This window comes from Vreelandella subterranea (genome assembly GCF_900111305.1).
Lineage (GTDB): Bacteria > Pseudomonadota > Gammaproteobacteria > Pseudomonadales > Halomonadaceae > Vreelandella > Vreelandella subterranea.
On record NZ_FOGS01000004.1, the window covers coordinates 1 to 17611 of the forward strand.

General features: G+C 57.1%; 18 protein-coding genes. 5 read left to right on the top strand and 13 right to left on the bottom strand.

Features of this window, described 5'->3' with window-relative positions:
* On the bottom strand, positions 1-254 hold a 254-nt coding region (locus BMX75_RS07000; protein WP_139197154.1), incomplete at its 3' end, for a helix-turn-helix domain-containing protein.
* 405 nt (positions 255-659) lie between these two features.
* Between BMX75_RS07000 and BMX75_RS07005 the strand changes: the two genes are divergently transcribed.
* The gene (locus BMX75_RS07005; protein ID WP_092826551.1) at positions 660-1658 is read left to right on the top strand and encodes a virulence RhuM family protein/type II toxin-antitoxin system death-on-curing family toxin; all 999 of its coding nucleotides are present in this window, start codon (positions 660-662) and stop codon (positions 1656-1658) included.
* An 11-nt stretch (positions 1659-1669) separates the two neighbouring features.
* Here BMX75_RS07005 and BMX75_RS07010 read toward each other — a convergent pair whose 3' ends face one another.
* The 6 genes from BMX75_RS07010 to msrP form a co-directional block, all read right to left on the bottom strand.
* Positions 1670-2191: a hypothetical protein gene (locus BMX75_RS07010; protein ID WP_092826553.1), complete on the bottom strand. Its 522-nt coding sequence runs from the start codon at positions 2189-2191 to the stop codon at positions 1670-1672.
* A 36-nt stretch (positions 2192-2227) separates the two neighbouring features.
* Positions 2228-2524, bottom strand: coding sequence for a DUF1330 domain-containing protein (locus BMX75_RS07015; RefSeq protein ID WP_092826555.1), 297 nt, complete (start codon positions 2522-2524; stop codon positions 2228-2230).
* 72 nt (positions 2525-2596) lie between these two features.
* Positions 2597-3115: a cupin gene (locus tag BMX75_RS07020; RefSeq protein WP_092826557.1), complete on the bottom strand. Its 519-nt coding sequence runs from the start codon at positions 3113-3115 to the stop codon at positions 2597-2599.
* 77 nt (positions 3116-3192) lie between these two features.
* On the bottom strand, positions 3193-4344 hold the full coding sequence (locus BMX75_RS07025; RefSeq protein WP_175474708.1) for an alpha/beta hydrolase: 1152 nt from the start codon (positions 4342-4344) through the stop codon (positions 3193-3195).
* Between the two features lie 145 nt (positions 4345-4489).
* Entirely contained in the window at positions 4490-5110 is a 621-nt protein-coding gene (gene msrQ / locus BMX75_RS07030) for a protein-methionine-sulfoxide reductase heme-binding subunit MsrQ (RefSeq protein WP_092826561.1), read from the bottom strand.
* Complete coding sequence (msrP, locus tag BMX75_RS07035) at positions 5110-6129, bottom strand: protein-methionine-sulfoxide reductase catalytic subunit MsrP (RefSeq protein WP_092826563.1); 1020 nt, start codon at positions 6127-6129, stop codon at positions 5110-5112. Before msrP ends, msrQ begins: the two co-directional genes overlap by 1 nt.
* 305 nt (positions 6130-6434) lie before the next feature.
* Between msrP and BMX75_RS07040 the strand changes: the two genes are divergently transcribed.
* Positions 6435-8153, top strand: a complete 1719-nt coding sequence (locus BMX75_RS07040; RefSeq protein ID WP_092826565.1) for a mechanosensitive ion channel family protein — start codon at positions 6435-6437, stop codon at positions 8151-8153.
* Between the two features lie 24 nt (positions 8154-8177).
* Here BMX75_RS07040 and BMX75_RS07045 read toward each other — a convergent pair whose 3' ends face one another.
* Positions 8178-8963: a glutamate racemase gene (locus BMX75_RS07045; protein WP_092826567.1), complete on the bottom strand. Its 786-nt coding sequence runs from the start codon at positions 8961-8963 to the stop codon at positions 8178-8180.
* Between the two features lie 185 nt (positions 8964-9148).
* Here BMX75_RS07045 and BMX75_RS07050 point away from each other — a divergent pair, with 185 nt between their 5' ends.
* A complete protein-coding gene (locus tag BMX75_RS07050) occupies positions 9149-9904 on the top strand; it encodes an alpha/beta hydrolase family protein (RefSeq protein WP_092826569.1) in 756 nt (251 codons plus the stop codon).
* Between the two features lie 50 nt (positions 9905-9954).
* On the opposite strand, the gene BMX75_RS07055 is transcribed toward BMX75_RS07050, so the two are convergent.
* Positions 9955-13098, bottom strand: coding sequence for an acyl-[ACP]--phospholipid O-acyltransferase (locus BMX75_RS07055; RefSeq protein WP_092826571.1), 3144 nt, complete (start codon positions 13096-13098; stop codon positions 9955-9957).
* A gap of 159 nt (positions 13099-13257) precedes the next feature.
* Between BMX75_RS07055 and BMX75_RS07060 the strand changes: the two genes are divergently transcribed.
* Positions 13258-14007: a helix-turn-helix domain-containing protein gene (locus tag BMX75_RS07060; RefSeq protein ID WP_092826573.1), complete on the top strand. Its 750-nt coding sequence runs from the start codon at positions 13258-13260 to the stop codon at positions 14005-14007.
* Here BMX75_RS07060 and BMX75_RS07065 read toward each other — a convergent pair.
* On the bottom strand, positions 14004-14939 hold the full coding sequence (locus BMX75_RS07065) for a LysR substrate-binding domain-containing protein (RefSeq protein ID WP_092826575.1): 936 nt from the start codon (positions 14937-14939) through the stop codon (positions 14004-14006). The genes BMX75_RS07060 and BMX75_RS07065 overlap by 4 nt on opposite strands.
* Before the next feature lie 166 nt (positions 14940-15105).
* Here BMX75_RS07065 and BMX75_RS07070 point away from each other — a divergent pair, with 166 nt between their 5' ends.
* Entirely contained in the window at positions 15106-15966 is an 861-nt protein-coding gene (locus tag BMX75_RS07070) for a DMT family transporter (protein WP_245748426.1), read from the top strand.
* A gap of 42 nt (positions 15967-16008) precedes the next feature.
* Here BMX75_RS07070 and BMX75_RS07075 read toward each other — a convergent pair whose 3' ends face one another.
* The 3 genes from BMX75_RS07075 to BMX75_RS07085 are packed head-to-tail and all read right to left on the bottom strand — an operon-like array spanning position 16009 to position 17593.
* On the bottom strand, positions 16009-16347 hold the full coding sequence (locus tag BMX75_RS07075) for an AzlD domain-containing protein (protein WP_092826579.1): 339 nt from the start codon (positions 16345-16347) through the stop codon (positions 16009-16011).
* Positions 16344-17066, bottom strand: a complete 723-nt coding sequence (locus BMX75_RS07080; protein WP_092826581.1) for an AzlC family ABC transporter permease — start codon at positions 17064-17066, stop codon at positions 16344-16346. Before BMX75_RS07080 ends, BMX75_RS07075 begins: the two co-directional genes overlap by 4 nt.
* Entirely contained in the window at positions 17063-17593 is a 531-nt protein-coding gene (locus BMX75_RS07085) for a helix-turn-helix domain-containing protein (protein ID WP_092826583.1), read from the bottom strand. The genes BMX75_RS07080 and BMX75_RS07085 overlap by 4 nt, the downstream gene beginning before the upstream one ends.
* Positions 17594-17611 lie beyond the last annotated feature (18 nt).

Genomic DNA, 17611 nt, shown 5'->3' on the forward strand with positions numbered 1-17611 from the left:
AGTTGCTTGGCGACGATGTTGATCATGCTGGGCAGGCGCTTTGTCCATTTCCAGGCGGTACGTCGCCGGTCATTACTACGGCACTGAGCCATCTCAGGCTCATAACCGTTGTCTGTCGCGTTACGACGCAACTCACGGCTTATCGTGCTGTTATGAACGCCAAGGTTTTTAGCGGCCTGTCGCTGGCTCATCCCCACCCCAATACAAGCGTGAATCTGGTATCGTTGGGTCTGGGTCAGTTGTCGGTATCCCATGCTCTGCTTCACTTTGGTCGGTAAAGCAGGGAGGGTACCGGCGCTGGCCCTCCTGCTTCTACCGGGTGGTCCAAAGTGCTGCAGTTATTCTATGAATCCAGGCTTTACAAGCTACCCGGCGGTGTGCGCAGTATGCGTTATTAGTCGCTGCCATTTCTGCATGTTGCCTACCATTGGCGTCGGCTAAACACACCTGCCTTTAATCCCACCTGCCCCCTCTTGATGCTCCTTCCCGGTATCTATTCGCTAAGGCAGCCTGTGACGACGCTGTTTCGTCATTTTGGTAACAATATTTTTTTGATAAATAGCATGTATGAATATACAGTTAATGAGAGGGTTATGTTTGGCTAATTAAGGGATTGCGTTAGCGATGTGTTGGCCGCAATAAAATGGAGGCAGCAGTCGATGAATGACCAGCAAATACAGATATTCACCAGCGAAGATGGGCAAGCACACCTAGAGGTGACGCTGGAGCAAGAGACCGTTTGGCTGAGCCAAGCGCAGATGGGGAGCTTGTTCGCTACTACATCCGAAAACGTTCTCATGCACTTGCAAAATATTTTTAAAGATGAGGAGCTGAGTGAGCAGGCAACTACTAAGGATTTCTTAGTAGTTCGCCAAGAGGGCAAGCGACAGGTTCGGCGCCGTATCAAGCATTACAATCTGGATGCGATTATTTCGGTGGGGTATCGGGTCAGCTCCAAGCGTGCCACCCAGTTCCGCAAGTGGGCCACGCAAGTATTAAAAGACCATTTAGTTCAAGGCTATACCCTGAATCAGCGTCGCCTGACCGAACGTGGCATAGAGTTCGAGCAGGCGGTGAGTTTGCTCAGCCGCACCCTGACTAATCAAGGCCTGGTTTCAACAGAAGGCGAAGCGGTTGCTCGCGTGATTAGCGATTATGCGCGTTCCTGGAGTCTGCTACAGGGCTATGATGAGCAGCAATTAACCGAGCTAAACATCAAGCAGCCCGGTATGCACTCGCTGGAGTTGGAAGAAGCCTTGAGAGCCATTGGTGAGTTAAAGCAAACCTTGATCGCCAAAGGCGAGGCAACCGAACTGTTTGGGCAGGTGCGGGGCGACGGTTTGACATCAGCCTTGGCCACCATTGAACAGGGCTTTGGCGATGAACTGTTTTACCCCAACGTAGCCACCCGAGCGGCGCATCTGCTTTACTTTGTGGTTAAAAACCATCCATTGGCCGATGGAAATAAGCGCTGTGGCTCGTTTCTATTTTTGTGGTATCTGCGCCGCAACGCGGCCTTACTCGCCCGGCCTGTCGAGCAACTGATCAACGACAACACCCTGGTGGCGTTAGCGTTGTTAGTGGCTGAAAGCCTGCCCGATCAGAAAACGCTGATGATACGGCTAATCGAGCATTTTATTCTGCTGAAGGAAAGTTAATGGCCGGGCTATTACGGCTGAGGAGAGTTCTTTGCTGGCTCCGGCTCGATCACGATTTCATGCGCAAGCCGCTCTTCTTCCAGCGCTGCCAGGGCAATTTGATAGCAGTCTTCGATATGACGGTTGCCCATCACCTTCATGGCGGTGAAGCTGATGCTGCCTGCCACGGCGCTGCCGATCAGCGGGACAAACTTAGTCACGCCTTTTGCGGCGACCTTGATGCCCATCTTGTTGAGCACCGTCACGATAAGCTTTTTAGTAATGTATTTCCCGGCAAGCTTGCTGCCGGTGTTGGAGATGGCGGTCATCACAAAGAGCTTGGAGTCGGTATCCAGGCTTTCGATTTGTTCAGGCGATAAGCCAAATTTTTCATTAATTCGGGGAATCAACCGCATCAAGATGGCCACGTCTGAGCCAAGATCCACCCCCGGGATGGGAATGATCGCCGCCCCGGCAGAAAGGCCTGAACTCCTCGTGACCATCGAATGGCACGACTGCTTGATGGCGTCGAGGTCTTCACGTGACTCGATCATGATGCGGTCCTCTCTTGATAGACGATGGTGTGTTACTTAGGCGCCTTCAATCCCATCCACGATAAACACCCGATAGTCGGCCCCCTGAAAACGGTGCTGGCGGGCTTCCTGGTACGCGGGGCTTTCATACCAGGCGCGGGCGGCGGCCATATCGGGAAAGCGTAGAATGACGGCCCCTTCCATGGCGCTACCTTCGAGCACTTTGAAATCGCCGTAGAACGCGAGCGGTTCCGGGTCGTGGCCTTCGCGGGCGGCTTTGGCCTTTTCGCTATAGCGCTCCATTTCGTCACTGTCGTGGGTGTGTTCTTTGATCATTACCACGTAAGCGGTCATATGAGGCTCCTGGTCGGTGTGAAGTGTGGGTCTCTGGGCATCATACCGCCTATGGGCAGGGCGCTGCCCGTTTTAAGCGTCTTGTCTCCAAAGCGATGTGAGTGAACCGCCGACAGGGTCGTTCTCGGGCAGCGCCACGCTAGCCACACGTGCCTTAGCCGCTTCCAACTGTGCCGGGTCGCCGCGCTCTATGGCCGGGTTTTGCCCCGGCGGGTAGGCGCCCACCATGCAAAAGTCATCATCCGCCTCGAGGCTGGCATGCCCTACACCTGCGGGCAGCACCAGCACATCGCCCACACAAAGCATCAGTTCGCGGCCGTTGGGGCCGCCCAGCCGGGCACGGGCCTGCCCGCGAAAAATGCCCAGTACCTCATGGGCAGTGGAGTGGAAGTGATCAAAGTCATAGAGATGGTAGCGCCATGACGGCGGCCAGCCATGGCGCTTGAAAATGGCTTCGAACGTGGCGGCGCGTGCCTCTGGATCAGGTGTGTCGATAACGTCTCGGTAGATCAGTACCGGCAGTGGGGAGTTGGGGTAGCCGGTTGTTTCATCGCTGTCGACATACAGCGTTTCGGGTTGTGGGGTATTCATCAAGGCCTCCGGTGTCATGATGTCTGACTCGTAGCGTAGTTGTGAGTTGCGCGGTGAGTCAGCCCCGTTGCCGACGATCAGTCGCCCGTGATGTCGCGGATATTGTCCAGAAGGTCGTCAAAGTAGGGGTTCCAGGTCAGGCGGGCATGGTATTTTTCCGCTTCTTTATGCCCCCAGGCGCTAAACCACAAAGCGCCAGCGTCGTCGGGTGGTTCTAGATCCCCCTGGCCGTTTTCCAGCATGGTGTAGCTGCCCGCTTCGCCGTAGTAGGGGTTGTCGGGCGCAAACAGCACATTCATGTGGGAAAAGTTGCTGATCCGCCGGTCGGGCAGGTAACTGGTCAGAGAGGTGACGCGTGGATCATCAAGGTGTTGAGGCGTGTCGCCGTACCACACGAAGCGCGATGCCGGGTGGGTGAAGCGGGTTTGAAAGGCATCGAGCGTCGCGTCTGGGTCCAGCACGCTGTCGTGCTGGCTCATGGTCATCAGTACGGGTTTATCGAAGCGCTCGGCGGCGAGGTTTTTTTGCACGGCATTGACCGAGCGATAATACAGCGAGGCGCCGCGCGATGGCAGCGACTGGTAGGTGACGATATTGTCTTCGTCATCGATATCGAGCCAGTCCCAGAAATAAGAAATGGCCGGGGCGAGAAAGAGGTATTGGCTGTCCGAATAAAAGCCGGGAGAGAATAGCAGCAACCCGTCGACGCGATCGTCCTTGAACGCTTGGGAAGTGACCAGATTGCCACCGGTCGAGAACCCGCCCAGCCAGAGCTCATCGACTTCATCCGCAAGCAGCTGGGTGTGATGGGCGACGGCATCTTCCCAATCCTCATGGCCCGGGAGCATCAGGTCGGCGGGGCGGGTGCCATGGCCGGGCAACAGAATCGAACGAACCAGCCAGCCGTCTTCCGCCATGGCGTTGGTCATATCCGTGAAGTACCAAGGGCTTGAGCCCAGCCCGTGCACGAACAGAATGCCGCGCTTTGCCAGTGTGTCCGGGCGACGTTCAAACGGCGCGTTGAGCGCTATCTCTCGCTGGTGGTCGTCGCCGATGAAGGCGCGATTGTCGGCAATCCACGCGCGGGTGTCGCGCACGTACTGATCGAAACTGGCCTGGTCATGGCGCGGCAGGCTGCCCGAGGATTGAAAGCGTGGAGAATCCGGCGGCACGGCGCAAGAGGTCAGCAACACAAGGGCGGAAAGCAGAACGCTCAGACGAAGAAACATGCAATGCTCCATCAGTAAGTGACTTGGCCTTTGATAGGCCTTGGGACTGCCTCACTGTCGTAACGGATCACCGGCTTCTACTTCCTTTTTCAGTGGCGAGAAGCTTCTATCCATTTCCATTTGGTTTCGCACATCTATATAAGTATTAAGATCGACTCAACTGATAACGCAGTTTAGGCAGGGATCGCGACACAGGAGGAAGACGGGTGGCCATGACGAGCGCGCCGATGACCGCATACATGGCCCATTCGCCCATGTCGGCGCGTACCACCCAGAAGAAGTGCAGCAGCACCAAGCCCAGAATGGCGTAGGAAAATTTGTGCAGCGACTTCCAGCGCTTGCCCAGGCGGCGCATCGACCATTTGTTGGACGTCGCGCCCAGCACGGCCAGGCCGATCAAGGCGATCATGCCGACGATAATGTAGGGCCGTTTGACGATTTCGCTGCCCAGCAGTGCCCAGTTCAGCCCCAGGATAAACAGCGCGTAGCTGAGCAGGTGCAGGGTGGCGTAGGCGAGTGTCCAGAGACCCAGCTGGCGCCGGATCAGCGCGAAGCCTTTCCAGCTGGTGAGCTTGGTAAGTGGTGTGAGGCTGAGGGTAAGCAGCAGTAACCACAGCCCGCCGATGCCAATGTTGAGCAGCAGGTAGCGCCCCGGCTCAGGCCCGGCGGCGTTGTTCGCCACCTGCCAACCCCAGAATATCAGCGGCGCGAGTGCTGCCAGAAACACCGCCGCACGCCAGGCTAACCATTTGCGCTGCGTTGCCATCAGTAGTGCTTCCTCAAATCCATGCCCGCATACAGTTCAGCGACTTCATCCTCGTAGCCGTTGAACATCCGGGTGTCGATGGTATTGGAGTTGAACAGGGTGTTGGGCAGACGGCGTTCGGTCGCCTGGCTCCAGCGGGGGTGATCCACATTGGGATTAACGTTGGCATAAAAGCCGTACTCATCCGAGGCAATTTGCTGCCAGGAGTTGACCGGTTGTTCTTCGACCAGCGAGATGCGCACGATTGACTTGATACTCTTGAAGCCATACTTCCAGGGAACCACCAGCCGCAAGGGGGCGCCGTTCTGGTTGGGCAGCTCGCGGCCGTACATGCCCATGGCCATTATCGTCAGTGGGTGCATGGCTTCGTCTAAACGCAGGCCTTCCACATAGGGCCAGTCGATGATCGAGAAGGATGAACGCTGACCGCGCATCTGATCCGGGTCGACCAGGGTTTCAAAGCGCACGTACTTGGCTTTGCTGGTGGGGTCGGCGCGTTTGATGATCTCGGCGAGCGGGATGCCAAGCCAAGGAATCACCATCGACCACGCTTCAACGCAGCGTAGGCGATAAATACGCTCTTCAAACTGTGACGGTTTGACCAGATCCTCGAGCGCAAAACGCCCGCCGTTGTTCACTTCACCATCGACCACCACGCTCCACGGCTGGGTTTCCAGGCTGCCTGCATGGCGGGCAGGGTCGCCCTTGTCGGTGCCGAACTCGAAGAAGTTATTGTATTGGCTGGCGTCATCAAAGGGCGCGAGCTTGTCTTTTTCAGGGTCGCTTGGGGTGATGGCATCCCACTTGGCATCGCTGATTTTTTCTTTCAGCCAACCGGGTGCATCGCCTTCGGGAACGTCCGAATAGTCCTCGGCGGCTGCCTGGGCATGGCCTGAGAGCGCAAGCCCTGCCCCCAGGCCTGCCATACCGCCCATAAAGCGCCGTCGTGAAAGGTAAATGGATTCCGGCGTGACGTCGGATTCGTGCAAATCACTCGGTTTGGCAATCTTGATGAGCATTGGATGCCTCCTGTGGGGGTAAGCCGATCGCCGCATTGGGGCATCTTTTTTGGCGAAGTCCCCATCGCTATCTATCGGCAATGGCACTTGGATGACCAAGCACGTTAAAAAGTTCTACGTAACTTTTAACACAATGGATGCAGGGAGAGGTAACGATGAACTGTAGCGAAGGCGACAGCATTAAGCCCCTGGAGAGCCTTGATTCATCGTATAAGGTAGGCTGTACTTTTATCCGCTACTGACACGGATAGCCTTCCTGGCAGTTGGTGGCAGATATCTGGGCTCACTCAACTTAAAAGGCGTTTATGAAAAAAAGTAACGCGTGGCTGATACTGGTGGTGGCATTCACTTTTTCCAGTCTGTGTGCGGCCCAAACTCAAGGAGATGAGAGCGAGAACCCTCGGTGGTTTAACGTTGATTCGCTCAACACGGGCCTTGGCGAAGTCCCTGAGGAAGCCAACCGGGTCACGCCACGTGAGACCATGCGAAGCTTTCTCGATCTCACCGAACAGGGCGAGTACGAAAAAGCGGCCCACATGCTCAATCTGTCGGAATTGAGCGCAGCTGAGCAGCGCGAACAAGGTCAGGAACTGGCTCGGCAACTGGCAGAAGTGTTCAAGCGTGGCGAACGGATCAGCGTCGATAACCTATCGGGGCGCGAAGACGCCGTGATAGAAGACCCCGCCGGACAAAACCCGCGCGTTGGCGAAACGCGGCGTAACCTTGAGTTGGCATCGTTGCGAGCCGATGGGCAAACCTATGATATCCGGCTAGCTCGCTACCGCGTGGGGGATGATGAACCGGTGTGGCTGATCATGCCTATCAGCGTCTCGTATATTCCAGTGCTTTACGATCAGTACGGGCCGTCGATGCTCGAGCAATACATTCCCGAAAGGCTGCAGTCGTCGTTTGGCATATTGCGGCTTTGGGAATGGCTCGCTATTCCGGTCTTTTTGCTGTTCGTAGGCATGGTGGGCTGGGGGATCCACCGCTTGATCGGTTTGATGTCGAACTGGCTGCCCTTCGGCGCTTTCCGCATGTTTGCCGAGCAGATTGGTATGCCGACGGCACTGATCGTGATGTCGCTGTTTACCCAAATGCTGCTGGACTACGTGGTGTCGTTTTCGGCGGTCGCGACCACCACTTTCCGTGTGTTGCTTATCGGTATTCTTGCCTGGGGCGCAGGCACCATCGCGCTGCGCTTTGTGGATACCCTGATGCTGCGCATGACGCGGCGACTGGTGGGGGAGATCGATGACAATAAGCCCAAGGACGAGCGCAAGCTGCTGACATCGCTTTACGCGCTGCGCCGGATCATTATTCTAATCACCGTCACGGGCATGTCGGTTTACATCCTGGGACAGGTTCAACTCTTCGAGACCATGGGCTTATCGATTCTGGCCTCGGCCAGCGTCTTGGCAGTATTGGTGGGGGTGGCAGGCCAGGCGGTGCTAGGCAACATCCTGGCTTCTTTCCAGTTGTCGTTTGCCAAGCCCATCCGGATTGGCGATTTGGTTATATTTGAAGACCAATGGTGCTATGTGGAAGGTATCTTTTACACCTATATTCGCTTGAGAACCTGGGACGAGCGGCGGTTGATCGTCCCCGTGACCTACTTTACGTCCAAGCCTTTCCAGAATCTCTCGGTCAAGAGTATCAAGATGTATCGCTATGTGGAGCTGACGCTGCACCTGAGCGCGGATATTGGCCTGATAAGAGACAAGTTTTTTGAGTTTGCCAAGGAAGAAGACAACGTCATCGAGCACCATAAGCTGCTTTGTTACGTGACAGCACAAACGGCAACTGCACAAACCGTGACCTGTTATCTAATGACCTCTGACCCCATGGCCGGGTGGACCGCGGAAATGCACGTACGCGAAAAGCTCATGGCGTTCATCCGCGATAATCATCCCGAGTGGTGGCCGAGAGACGTCGTGGTTATCAGCCATCAGGATGTTGCGCGTGGAGCGAAAGTTAAACACTCCTCGGAGGCGGACAACGCTGAGGGGAAAGCGTCGGAATAGAATGCTGACGCACAGCATTGCGCCTTATGGCGCTGAGACTACCTCTAACGGGATGTCCACGCCGAATTGCTGCAACATGCGTCGGAAGGTCTCTACATTATAGGTCTCACTTTCTGTTACCAGCCCTTGGATCTGACCTGTACCCAGTGTCCCTTCGCCTAGCCCCGTGACAATCGATTCAGCGGGGTCGAGGAAGCGGCAATTGGGTCGCGCTGCTTCAAAGAAGGGACGCAGCCATGGTAAATGCGTACTAGAAAGTGTCAGCGTGTCGATATCGGGATGCTGTCGGAAGACGTCGTCGATAAAAGCCGTGACTGCTTTCTGCGTTGCGTTTGGGTCGAATAGAAAGGCGCCATTCTCGACAAATTCAACCATGGACGAAGCATTGATCAGGCTGACATTATCCGAGTGGGACGCATGTCGAGCGATGAACTTCTTCAGTGAAGAGCTTTCGATGAGTGAATGCACCCCCATGATGCCAACCTTGCCGCTCGCTGACATGGCGAGCGCTTCTTCGATGGGTGGGTAGACGCCGAACAATGGCACCAAGGTGTTCTGACGAATGTCATCCAGCACCATGATAGAAGGGGCATTCGAGGCGATGACAATAGCCGAGGGAGCGTAGCCCTCAAGAAAACGCAGCGTGCGGTTCATGACAGCGAGTAGTTCTTCCCGCCCCTTGCTCCCATAAGGAAAGCTTGCCCGGTCAGCGAAATACACAATGTCCTGTTGTGGAAGACGCTTGTGTATCTTGTCAACGATGGCGTAGCTACCAATGCCAGCGTCGAAAACAGCGATTGGCTGATGCATAGCAATATCCTTGGTTTCAGCGATATCTAATTATTAAAAAGATTTCAATGCTATGGAAGCAATATCATCAACTGTTAATCTAGTTAAGTTTTATACGATGCTGAGGCGCGGTACTGTATGAACCTAGGAAGAATGAATAACATGGCGTTGGCGGGGAAGTTTAGAGCTAAGGAGTGGCTGTTTAAATGCCGTTAAATATCGTGCAGCGCGAGCTGCCTGGCTGGGGCGTTACTTATGGTCCGTCGGGCGATGGCCCTTTCCCAGCCATCATGTTGCTGCATGGCTCTGAAGGTGCCTGGGCAGGGTGGAGTCATCGTGACGCAATGCTATTCGCCGCCCATGGCTTCTTGGCGTTCCCTTACGGCTACTCAAGCGGCGGCAATGCCTGGAACGCCGGGCATATTATCGATTACCCGCTGGATCGTAGCGTAGAGGCATTTAAAGCCCTATGGGAATTCCAGTTCGCTGATGAGCGAGTAGGGCTTTATGGTCTTTCACGCGGTGCCGAACAGGCTTTATTGCTTGCCTCACTGATGGCAAGAGATAAGATTGAAGGAGCGCCAGATGCGATCGCAGTCCATAGCCCACCCGATGTGGTGTGCGGTGCCTTTGATGCCCGTGGCTTTCGCGATGCGGGTGATCCGGGCTGGCAAGCCTGGGACGTCAGCAAACGCGCCTGGACATGGCAGGGGAGTCATGAAGGCCTACTGCCCACCACGCCTATCGAAATTGAGCGCTACCCTGGACCGCTGTTTCTCTCCCATGGCACGCAAGACCGCATGTGGTCGGTTGAGATGACCAAGCGCTTGGAGCAGCGCCTACTCAAGCATGGCCGCAGCCCTGAAGTGCACTACTATGAAGGCGAAGATCATATTCCCAGCGGCGCTGGGCAGAACCAGCACTTTGAGCTGCTTCTGGGCTTCTTTTCAAAACACCTGTAAGTCACTGTTCATCATTTTCCCATCACCACGGTTGCGCAATTACTAAAAGGTTAACGAGCAATCAGCGTCAAAAAACCATCTTCATCGATAAACCCTTTATCGCCGGTGACAAACCAGCGCTGTTCGTCGAGCTCCTTGATGACGTCATCTTGGCGGGTCGGGTCGTTCAGATAGCCCAGCATCACCTGCGGGCCGCTGATCAATATCATGCCCGCTTCACCGGTGGCCAACTCTTCAAAGCTCTCCGGATCAACGATCTTGAAGCTGGTGCCGGGTAACGGCATACCTACGGTGCCTGGCTTGCTGCCGCGTTGTACCTGCTGGTAGTTAGCGTCCACGGCGTCGGGCAGGTTGACCGATGCCACCGGTGCAGTTTCAGTGGCGCCATAGCCTTCGTAGATAGGCGTGCTGAATTTTTGCGCAAAGCTGGCGCGCAAGCCCTCATCGAGTCGCCCTCCCCCTACGATGACTGCCCGCAAGTTTTCCAGCATTGGTGGATGAACCTCTGGGCACTCCACAAACGATGCCAGAGAGCTGGGCATACTAAACATGAGGCTGACTTTGTACTTGGCAATGGCACTGGCGATTCCCGGGGCATCGGTGGGGTCGGGGTGGCACACCAGCGGCAGCCCTTCAATCAGCGGTAACAACTGAGTCACTGTGAGGCCGAAGGCGTGGAACAGGGGTAGCGAGCCCATCACCACATCGTTGCTCTGGGTGTTGAGTACATCCGAGGTTTGTTTGATATTGGCCATCAGGTTGCGGTGGCTGAGCATCACGCCTTTGGGTTCGCCTTCGCTGCCGCTGGAGAAGAGGATGGCAGCGGTCGCGTCGGCATCTTGGCCATGGCAGAAGCAACGCTGGAGTAGCCAAGTCGGCAGTATTCTTACCGCAAGCCAGGTGCTCAAGCGCTCGGCGCGGCCAATCTTGGTCTGCAGGTCTTCTAAAAAGACTACCTGCTGCTCACTGAGCAATTGGCTAACGTCGAGCCCGCGCTGCTCAAGCTTCTTCACAAAGCGCTGTGAGGTGAACACAGTGGTGATTTCCGCCTGGGAAAGGGCCGAGGAAAGTACTTCCTGGTCGGCGGTATAATTCAGGTTCACCAGTGTTTTACCGGCCAGCAGCGTGGCCATATTGGCAATGACCCCGGCACTGCTGGTGGGCAGCAGCAGGCCAACGTTCTGTCCTGGGTTGAGTTTGCGAATTCGTTTTGCCATCAGCAGGCTGGCGGTGAGTACCTGGCTTGCGTTGAGTGGGCGGCCCAGATTATCGGCCAGGGCAAGCTCGCCAGGGCGGCGTTTAACGCTTTGAATCCAGGCGTTGGGTAGGCTGGAAAGCTCCCCCATGGCCTGCTGCCAGGAGCGGGTCGCCTGCTCAAAAATACGCCGTTTCAGCACGTCAGCGGGGGTATCTTTGGGCAGCGGCTTGCCAAAGGCGACCACCACCGAGCGGTGCAGCGGTGCGTTGCGCAGCTCCTTTAACTTGCTGGAGGAGCGGGAGAACTGGCTGCCCCAGAGGCCGCGCAGGTAGAAAGGCACAATCTTGACGTCGGGGTTGGCCATGTTGCAGGCGCGCTCGTAGCCGCGGCGGAACTCGCCCAGTTGGCCAGTGCGGCTAATCGCCCCTTCGGGAAACAGGCACACCACTTCGCCTGCGTTGAGTTGTTCAGCAACATCGGCCAGGGCCTTTTCGGCACCACTGCCGCGCTCGATGGGAATACAGCCGAGTGCTTTGAAGAACCAGTTGAGGTACCAGCGCTGGTAAACCGATCTGAGCATCACAAAGCGTACCGGGCGGGGGCTGGCGATCTGCACCATGGCCCAATCCACCCAACTGATATGGTTGCCCAGCAGCAGCACGCCGCCCTGGGCGGGCAGGTTCTGCAAGCCCTGCACATCGACCCGGTAGCGGCGGGTCAGCAGGAAGCTCAACAGAAAGCGCACCAGGCTTTGGGGCAGCTTAACAATGGTGTAGCCACCGCCGACCATCGCCACGGTGGCGATGAGCAGCAGCAGGTAGTGGCTATCCACACCCGCGAGGGCGAACAGCGCCGTGAGCACCAAAAAGCCCAGCATGGCGATGTTCTGGATCCAGTTATTGGCGGCCAGCACGGTGCCTAACTCGCTGTCGGCGGCGTGAAACTGGATCAGGGCGTTAAGCGGCACGATAAACAGCCCGCCCATCATGCCGATAAACACGAAGTTCAGTGCCTGGCTGCCGGGCGTGGAGAGAAGCGGCAGGCACCATAACCCCACGGCCACCCCAACAGCGCCTACCGGAATCAAGCCTGTTTCTATGCGGTTATGTGAAAGCTTGCTGGCCAGCATGGAGCCCAGCGCAATCCCGATACCGCTAGCCGCCAGAATGCCTTGCAGCACCAGGGTGTTATCGATACTGAGGGCGTCTTTGGCATAGGCGGGGAAGGCCGCCAGCAGCACCTGGCCCACCGACCAGAAAGTGGCCAGGCCGATAATGGAGAGCCTGATCACGGGCTGGCGGACGATAAGCTGCAGGTTATCTTTCAGCGCAGCACCCTTAATGTAGCGCTGCCAGGTGAGCGGGGTATCCGGTTGCGTAGTGCTATCAAGCGGCAGACGGTAAAGCGTTGCCACTTGAATAGCGCTATTGAGCACCAGCAGCCAGCCGAGCGGCGCTATTTGGCGCAATAGCTGCGCTGGGGTGTGATCATCTGGCGATACCCAGGTCTCAAACAGGGCGGTAAATGCCACGGTGCCCGCCAGGATAGCGCCGATAGTCACGGCCTGAATCAGCCCGTTGGCCTCCGCCAGGCGCGGTTTGCCGAACAGCCCTTTGACCAAGCCGTACTTGGCCGGTGAGTAGAAGGCTGACTGAATCGCCAGCAGCAGCGTCATCGCAAACGCCAGCCAGAACCAGCCTTGGTAGTAGGCAGCGGTGATGCCCAGTGACACCGCCACGGCGGCCCAGGCCGATGCGCACAGCACGCGTACCTTGGGGTAGCTGTCTGCCACGTGCCCCGCCGGGCTAAACAGCAGGATAAATGGCAGTAAAATCAGCCCATTCACCAGCGCGGTGAGGACGACCTGCGTTTCGCCATCGTAACTTTTAAAGATCGTGTTCTGAATGACAATCTTGTGCCCCAAATCCACAAAGGCATTGAGAAAAATGGCGATCAGGTAGGGCAAGGCGCCCTTTAAATGCAGCAGTCGTTGCATGGTTGTGTAGCCTTTTAAGTCCCTGGAAGTGTTGGCACTTTCTCTATGAGGCTTACTGGTTGCAACTCATTTGCACAAAGTTGTGATATAAGTGCCGGTTGGTAGCGTTATGCGATACTTTGATGTGTAATGCCTTCCATGCCGTCCAAGGAAGTTTTTATGTCTCAAGCCGAGTCACTGATTGAAACGCTTAAAAGCCAGTTGCGCGCTCAGGGGAAAACCTATGCCGATGTTGCCCGGTGGCTAGCACTCAGCGAGGCCTCGGTGAAGCGCTTGTTCGCTGAAAAGCACTTCACTTTGGCGCGGCTAGAGTGCATCTGTGATCAGCTTAACCTTGAGTTCGCTGAGCTGGTGCAGACCATGCAGGCAGGGGAGCAGCGTCTGCAGGAACTGACTCAGGCCCAGGAGCAAAGTATCGTCGATGACCATGAGCTGTTTCTGGTAGCGGTCTGCGTTATCAATGGCTATAGCTTCGATGAAATTCATCACCAGTACCAGCTAAGTGAAGCCGAGTGTATTCAGCAGTTACTCAAGCTTGAGCGTCTTAAACTCATTGAGCTGCTTCCTGGTAATCGGATCAGGCGGCGGGTAGCTGCCAATTTTCGCTGGCAGGCGGATGGGCCGATCCAGCGCTTCTTTCAGCAGCATATCGCCAACGAGTTTTTCCGCTCCCGCTTTGATAGCGACAGCGAGAAGCTGGTGGTACTCAATGGCCTGTTATCCCCCGCCGGTAACGCCGAGTGGCAGCAGACCATGCAGCGCTTGGCTAAAGAGTTTCATGCGCTATGCGAACGAGAGAGCGGGCTGCCTATCCACCAGCGGTTTGGCACCACTTCCGTGCTGGCGGTAAGGCAGTGGCAGTATGGGTTGTTTCAGGATTACAAACGTGAAGCCGAGGCAAAATCCTAAAGCGCTGTACCACGAAAATGAGCGGCTTCTTGCTCTAACCACTCGATGAAACGCGCCACTGCCGGAGGTGTTACCCCTTCAGAAGGCAGAACCAGTTCATAGGCGAACGGAGAAGCGAGCGGATACTGTTCCCCAAATGGGCGCACCAACACGCCGCTGGCGAGCCGGTCGGCCACGAGAGGGTAACTGGCCAGTACTACGCCTTGCCCGGCCATAGCCTGGTCGAGGGCCAGGCTGTAGAGCGAGTATTGGCGCTGGTGGGGGAGCTTCTTGATGGCCACTCCGGCGTTTTTAAACCAGTCTTGCCAGCTTGGGATCGGGTGGCCCGCCTGGCTGCACCAATCGACGGTGAGCAGTGTCTGGGCCATCAAGTCGGCGGGCTCGTGTATATCTTCCTTGGCCAACAGGGTGGGCGAGCAGACAGGAAAGAGGGTGTCTTCAAATAGACGCTGGCTGGTAACGCCGGGCCAGGGCCCCTGGCCGTAGCGCAGCGATAAGCGTGCCCTGTTGGGCATCCATAGCGGTGGCGTTAAGCGCGCCTCGGCATCCAGAGAGATTTCTATGTGCCGCTCACTGGCTTCAAAGCCGGGTAAGCGGGGGAGTAGCCAAAGCTGTAGGAAAGAAGGCGGTGCACTCAGTAGTAAGCGAAAAGCGTCTTCTGAGCGCTCGGTGACGTTCTGCACGCCACTGGCGATGCGCAAAAGCCCCGCTTGTACATCTTCGGCAAGCCCCCGGCCAGCTTCGGTGGCGCACACGCCATTGGCATGCCGTTCAAACAGCACCACGCCCAATCGATCTTCCAGCTGTTTCACCTGTCGGCTAACGGCGCCAGGGGTTACTCCCAAACGAGACGCGGCGGCTTTAAAGCTATTTTCCCGCACCGCTTCGGCAAACGCGCGCAGTGCATTCAGCGGTAGCCTCTCAATTTTCATAGCGTGAGTTTTCCTGAGTCTAGGCCTGATAAGTAATCGCTTGTACGCAATTTCGCTGGCTGCTGCAATGAGCGCCTTGATGCTAGAGGAGCTCACGATGAATAATCAAAGGATAGTCTCAAATGCCGATACTGCCAGCATACTTGGGCGTTCGCAGCGAAAGTCTGTGGATACTACAGCCGCATCGTTAATGCTCCTATTTTGCCTGGTGCTAGGGTTTCAGCAGGTGGCGATCAAAGGCGTGGCTGAGGATATCTCACCCGTCGTGCAGATTGCCCTGCGCTCCGCTATCGCCGGTTGTCTGGTGGGGGTGCTGGCCTATTGGCGCGGCATTCGCTGGGCGGATATGAGCCGCCATCGGGGCGCTGGGTTACTGGTTGGGCTCGGGTTTGCGGCCGAGTTTGCTTTTGTTGCCTGGGGGCTGACCTACACATTGGCATCGCATATGTCGGTCTTTCTCTATACAGCCCCCATTTTCGCCGCGCTGGGGCTGCACCTGTGGGTGCCGGGCGAGCAGCTCTCCCTTCGCCAATGGTGGGGTGTTGGTCTGGCGTTTATGGGCATGGTGATTGCCATGGCGCCCAGCGGTGCCTATAGCATCGATATCCTCATCGGCGATGCGCTGGGTTTGCTGGCCGGGCTCTCTTGGGCGGCGACGACGGTGGTGATCCGCAAGACCTCGCTTTCCGAGGCGCCCGCGGAGCTCACCCTGAGCTATCAACTGAGTGTGACGGCGCTGGTGCTATTGCCAGTGGCGGCGTTATCAGGCCAGTTAATGAGCGCGCAACTTACCTCCATGGCGGTTGCCAGCCTTGGTTTTCAGGCGCTGATCATTTCATTTGCCGCGCTGATGCTGTGGTTCACGCTGCTGCGCCGCTATCGCGCGTCCCAGTTGGGCGTGTTCTCGTTTCTGGGCCCGCTGTTCGGCATCCTTTTTGGCACTCTGTTGCTCAACGAGCCGCTAAGTATCAATTTTCTGATGGGTGGCGGCGTTATCCTGGTTGGCATTGTACTGGTGACGCGATAAGGCCGTTGATCCCGACGTGATAGGCGGTGGCTTGACGAGGGCTTACCCCACTAAAGCCGCCACGATTTCCACCAGGCCAAACACGCTGACGCCGGCGGCCACTGGCCAACCCAGCGAGCGTAACCGCCGCCACACCAGCAGCGTGACGCCAAGCCCGATGACGGTCGCTATCCAGGAAATGAGACCAGGGTTCACTGGCACAACGGATACGCCTAGCACGGCCGCAATCATCAGCGGGCCGAGGATGCCAAGCCACTGGGGCATGGCGTTCATGCCGGTGTCGCTATCCAGGCGTCGCTGCATCCACATGAATGGCACTACCCGCATGAGCAGGGTGCCAAAAGCCGACACCACAACGGCGAGCCAAAGCGCGGTGCTCATGAATCACGCCTCCTGTTGTCGAATCTTACCGTGTAGAAGCATAGCGCGCCGCAGGCGGCCGCCAGCGGAATGGCCACGTTGCTCCAGCCCACCAGCGTCAAACCCAGCGCAGCCAGGATAGTGAGCCCCATGGCCATCGCCCAGCGTTTATCGGTGAAGCGAGGCGCCACCATGGTAAGAAACAGCGCGGGGAGCGCGAAGGGCATAATCTCCCCCAATAGTGGCCAGCGGGCGGTAAACGCTTCCCCGGCGGTGGCGCCTACGGCGGTGCCGATGATCCAGGCGCCCCAGGCCAGCAGCGAGGCGCCGACAAACCAGCTAAACCGTTTGGCGTCAGGCAGTTGGGGGAGGCGTGTCAGGGCTAGGGCAAATACCTGATCGGTCAAACCGTGCATCAGCCAGGGCCAGTGGCGGCTGCGCGGTAACAACGCCGCCAGGTTAGGGCCGTACACCACATGGCGTACGTTAATCAGCATTGTCATGGCCACGACAAGCCATAGTGGAGACCCCGCGGCCACCATGCCCACGAACAGGAACTGCGAGGCGCCGGCGTAAATCAGCGTCGAGATCACGACCGCTTCCCAGGTGCTGAAGCCTGCCTGGGTGGCAATCAACCCAAACGAGAGGGACACCGGTATGTAGCCACCCAGTAGTGGAATTGCTTCACGAACGCCCTGCAGCGCGCTTAGGACGGGAGAATATCGGGCAAGCTGGCTCATGGTGTTTCGCCTTCTTTGCCGTAGGTAATGGTCATTAGCAGGGTGGCCGCCGTCGCTTGGGTGCGGTAGAGGTGAGGCCGGTCAGCGCAAAAGGTGACATGGCACCCAGGGGTCAGCGTTGTCGTATCTCCCTCAGGCCCTGCTTCCAGCCAGCCGCTGATCAGCGTGAGGGATTCTCGCGTGCCCGGTGTATGGGCTTCGGCACTGCGTAATGTATGGGGTGCGCAGCGCATCCAGTAGGCGTCCACCTGGGGTGAATCCTTGCCCTGATCGATAAGACGCACCTGAACGCCGTCTTCGCCGAGCGGCACGGAAATAGGCGCGACCAAGGTGCCGAAGGGCACGTTCAACTGCACGGCCAGGCGCCAGATCGTGTCCAGGGTAGGGTTGCCGTTGCCTTGCTCGAGGCGGCACAGGTTGGATTTGGCGATGCCTGCCTTGCTGGCCAGCTGCGAAAGCGACCAGCCGCGTTCTAGGCGGAGTCTTTGTAAATGGTGGCCAAGGGTGTTGAGTGAAAGTGAATCCATGTGAGCGCCGCCTGTTGG

Bases quoted from the DNA above. Each gene is read 5' to 3' on its own strand.
- BMX75_RS07050 (WP_092826569.1), top strand. From the start codon at position 9,149: ATGCCGTTAAATATCGTGCAGCGCGAGCTGCCTGGCTGGGGCGTTACT.
- BMX75_RS07055 (WP_092826571.1), bottom strand. From the start codon at position 13,098: ATGCAACGACTGCTGCATTTAAAGGGCGCCTTGCCCTACCTGATCGCC.
- BMX75_RS07015 (WP_092826555.1), bottom strand. From the start codon at position 2,524: ATGACCGCTTACGTGGTAATGATCAAAGAACACACCCACGACAGTGAC.
- msrQ (WP_092826561.1), bottom strand. From the start codon at position 5,110: ATGGCAACGCAGCGCAAATGGTTAGCCTGGCGTGCGGCGGTGTTTCTG.
- BMX75_RS07075 (WP_092826579.1), bottom strand. From the start codon at position 16,347: ATGAGCACCGCGCTTTGGCTCGCCGTTGTGGTGTCGGCTTTTGGCACC.
- msrP (WP_092826563.1), bottom strand. From the start codon at position 6,129: ATGCTCATCAAGATTGCCAAACCGAGTGATTTGCACGAATCCGACGTC.
- BMX75_RS07025 (WP_175474708.1), bottom strand. From the start codon at position 4,344: ATGTTTCTTCGTCTGAGCGTTCTGCTTTCCGCCCTTGTGTTGCTGACC.
- BMX75_RS07080 (WP_092826581.1), bottom strand. From the start codon at position 17,066: ATGAGCCAGCTTGCCCGATATTCTCCCGTCCTAAGCGCGCTGCAGGGC.
- BMX75_RS07060 (WP_092826573.1), top strand. From the start codon at position 13,258: ATGTCTCAAGCCGAGTCACTGATTGAAACGCTTAAAAGCCAGTTGCGC.
- BMX75_RS07085 (WP_092826583.1), bottom strand. From the start codon at position 17,593: ATGGATTCACTTTCACTCAACACCCTTGGCCACCATTTACAAAGACTC.
- BMX75_RS07010 (WP_092826553.1), bottom strand. From the start codon at position 2,191: ATGATCGAGTCACGTGAAGACCTCGACGCCATCAAGCAGTCGTGCCAT.
- BMX75_RS07040 (WP_092826565.1), top strand. From the start codon at position 6,435: ATGAAAAAAAGTAACGCGTGGCTGATACTGGTGGTGGCATTCACTTTT.
- BMX75_RS07065 (WP_092826575.1), bottom strand. From the start codon at position 14,939: ATGAAAATTGAGAGGCTACCGCTGAATGCACTGCGCGCGTTTGCCGAA.
- BMX75_RS07005 (WP_092826551.1), top strand. From the start codon at position 660: ATGAATGACCAGCAAATACAGATATTCACCAGCGAAGATGGGCAAGCA.
- BMX75_RS07045 (WP_092826567.1), bottom strand. From the start codon at position 8,963: ATGCATCAGCCAATCGCTGTTTTCGACGCTGGCATTGGTAGCTACGCC.
- BMX75_RS07020 (WP_092826557.1), bottom strand. From the start codon at position 3,115: ATGAATACCCCACAACCCGAAACGCTGTATGTCGACAGCGATGAAACA.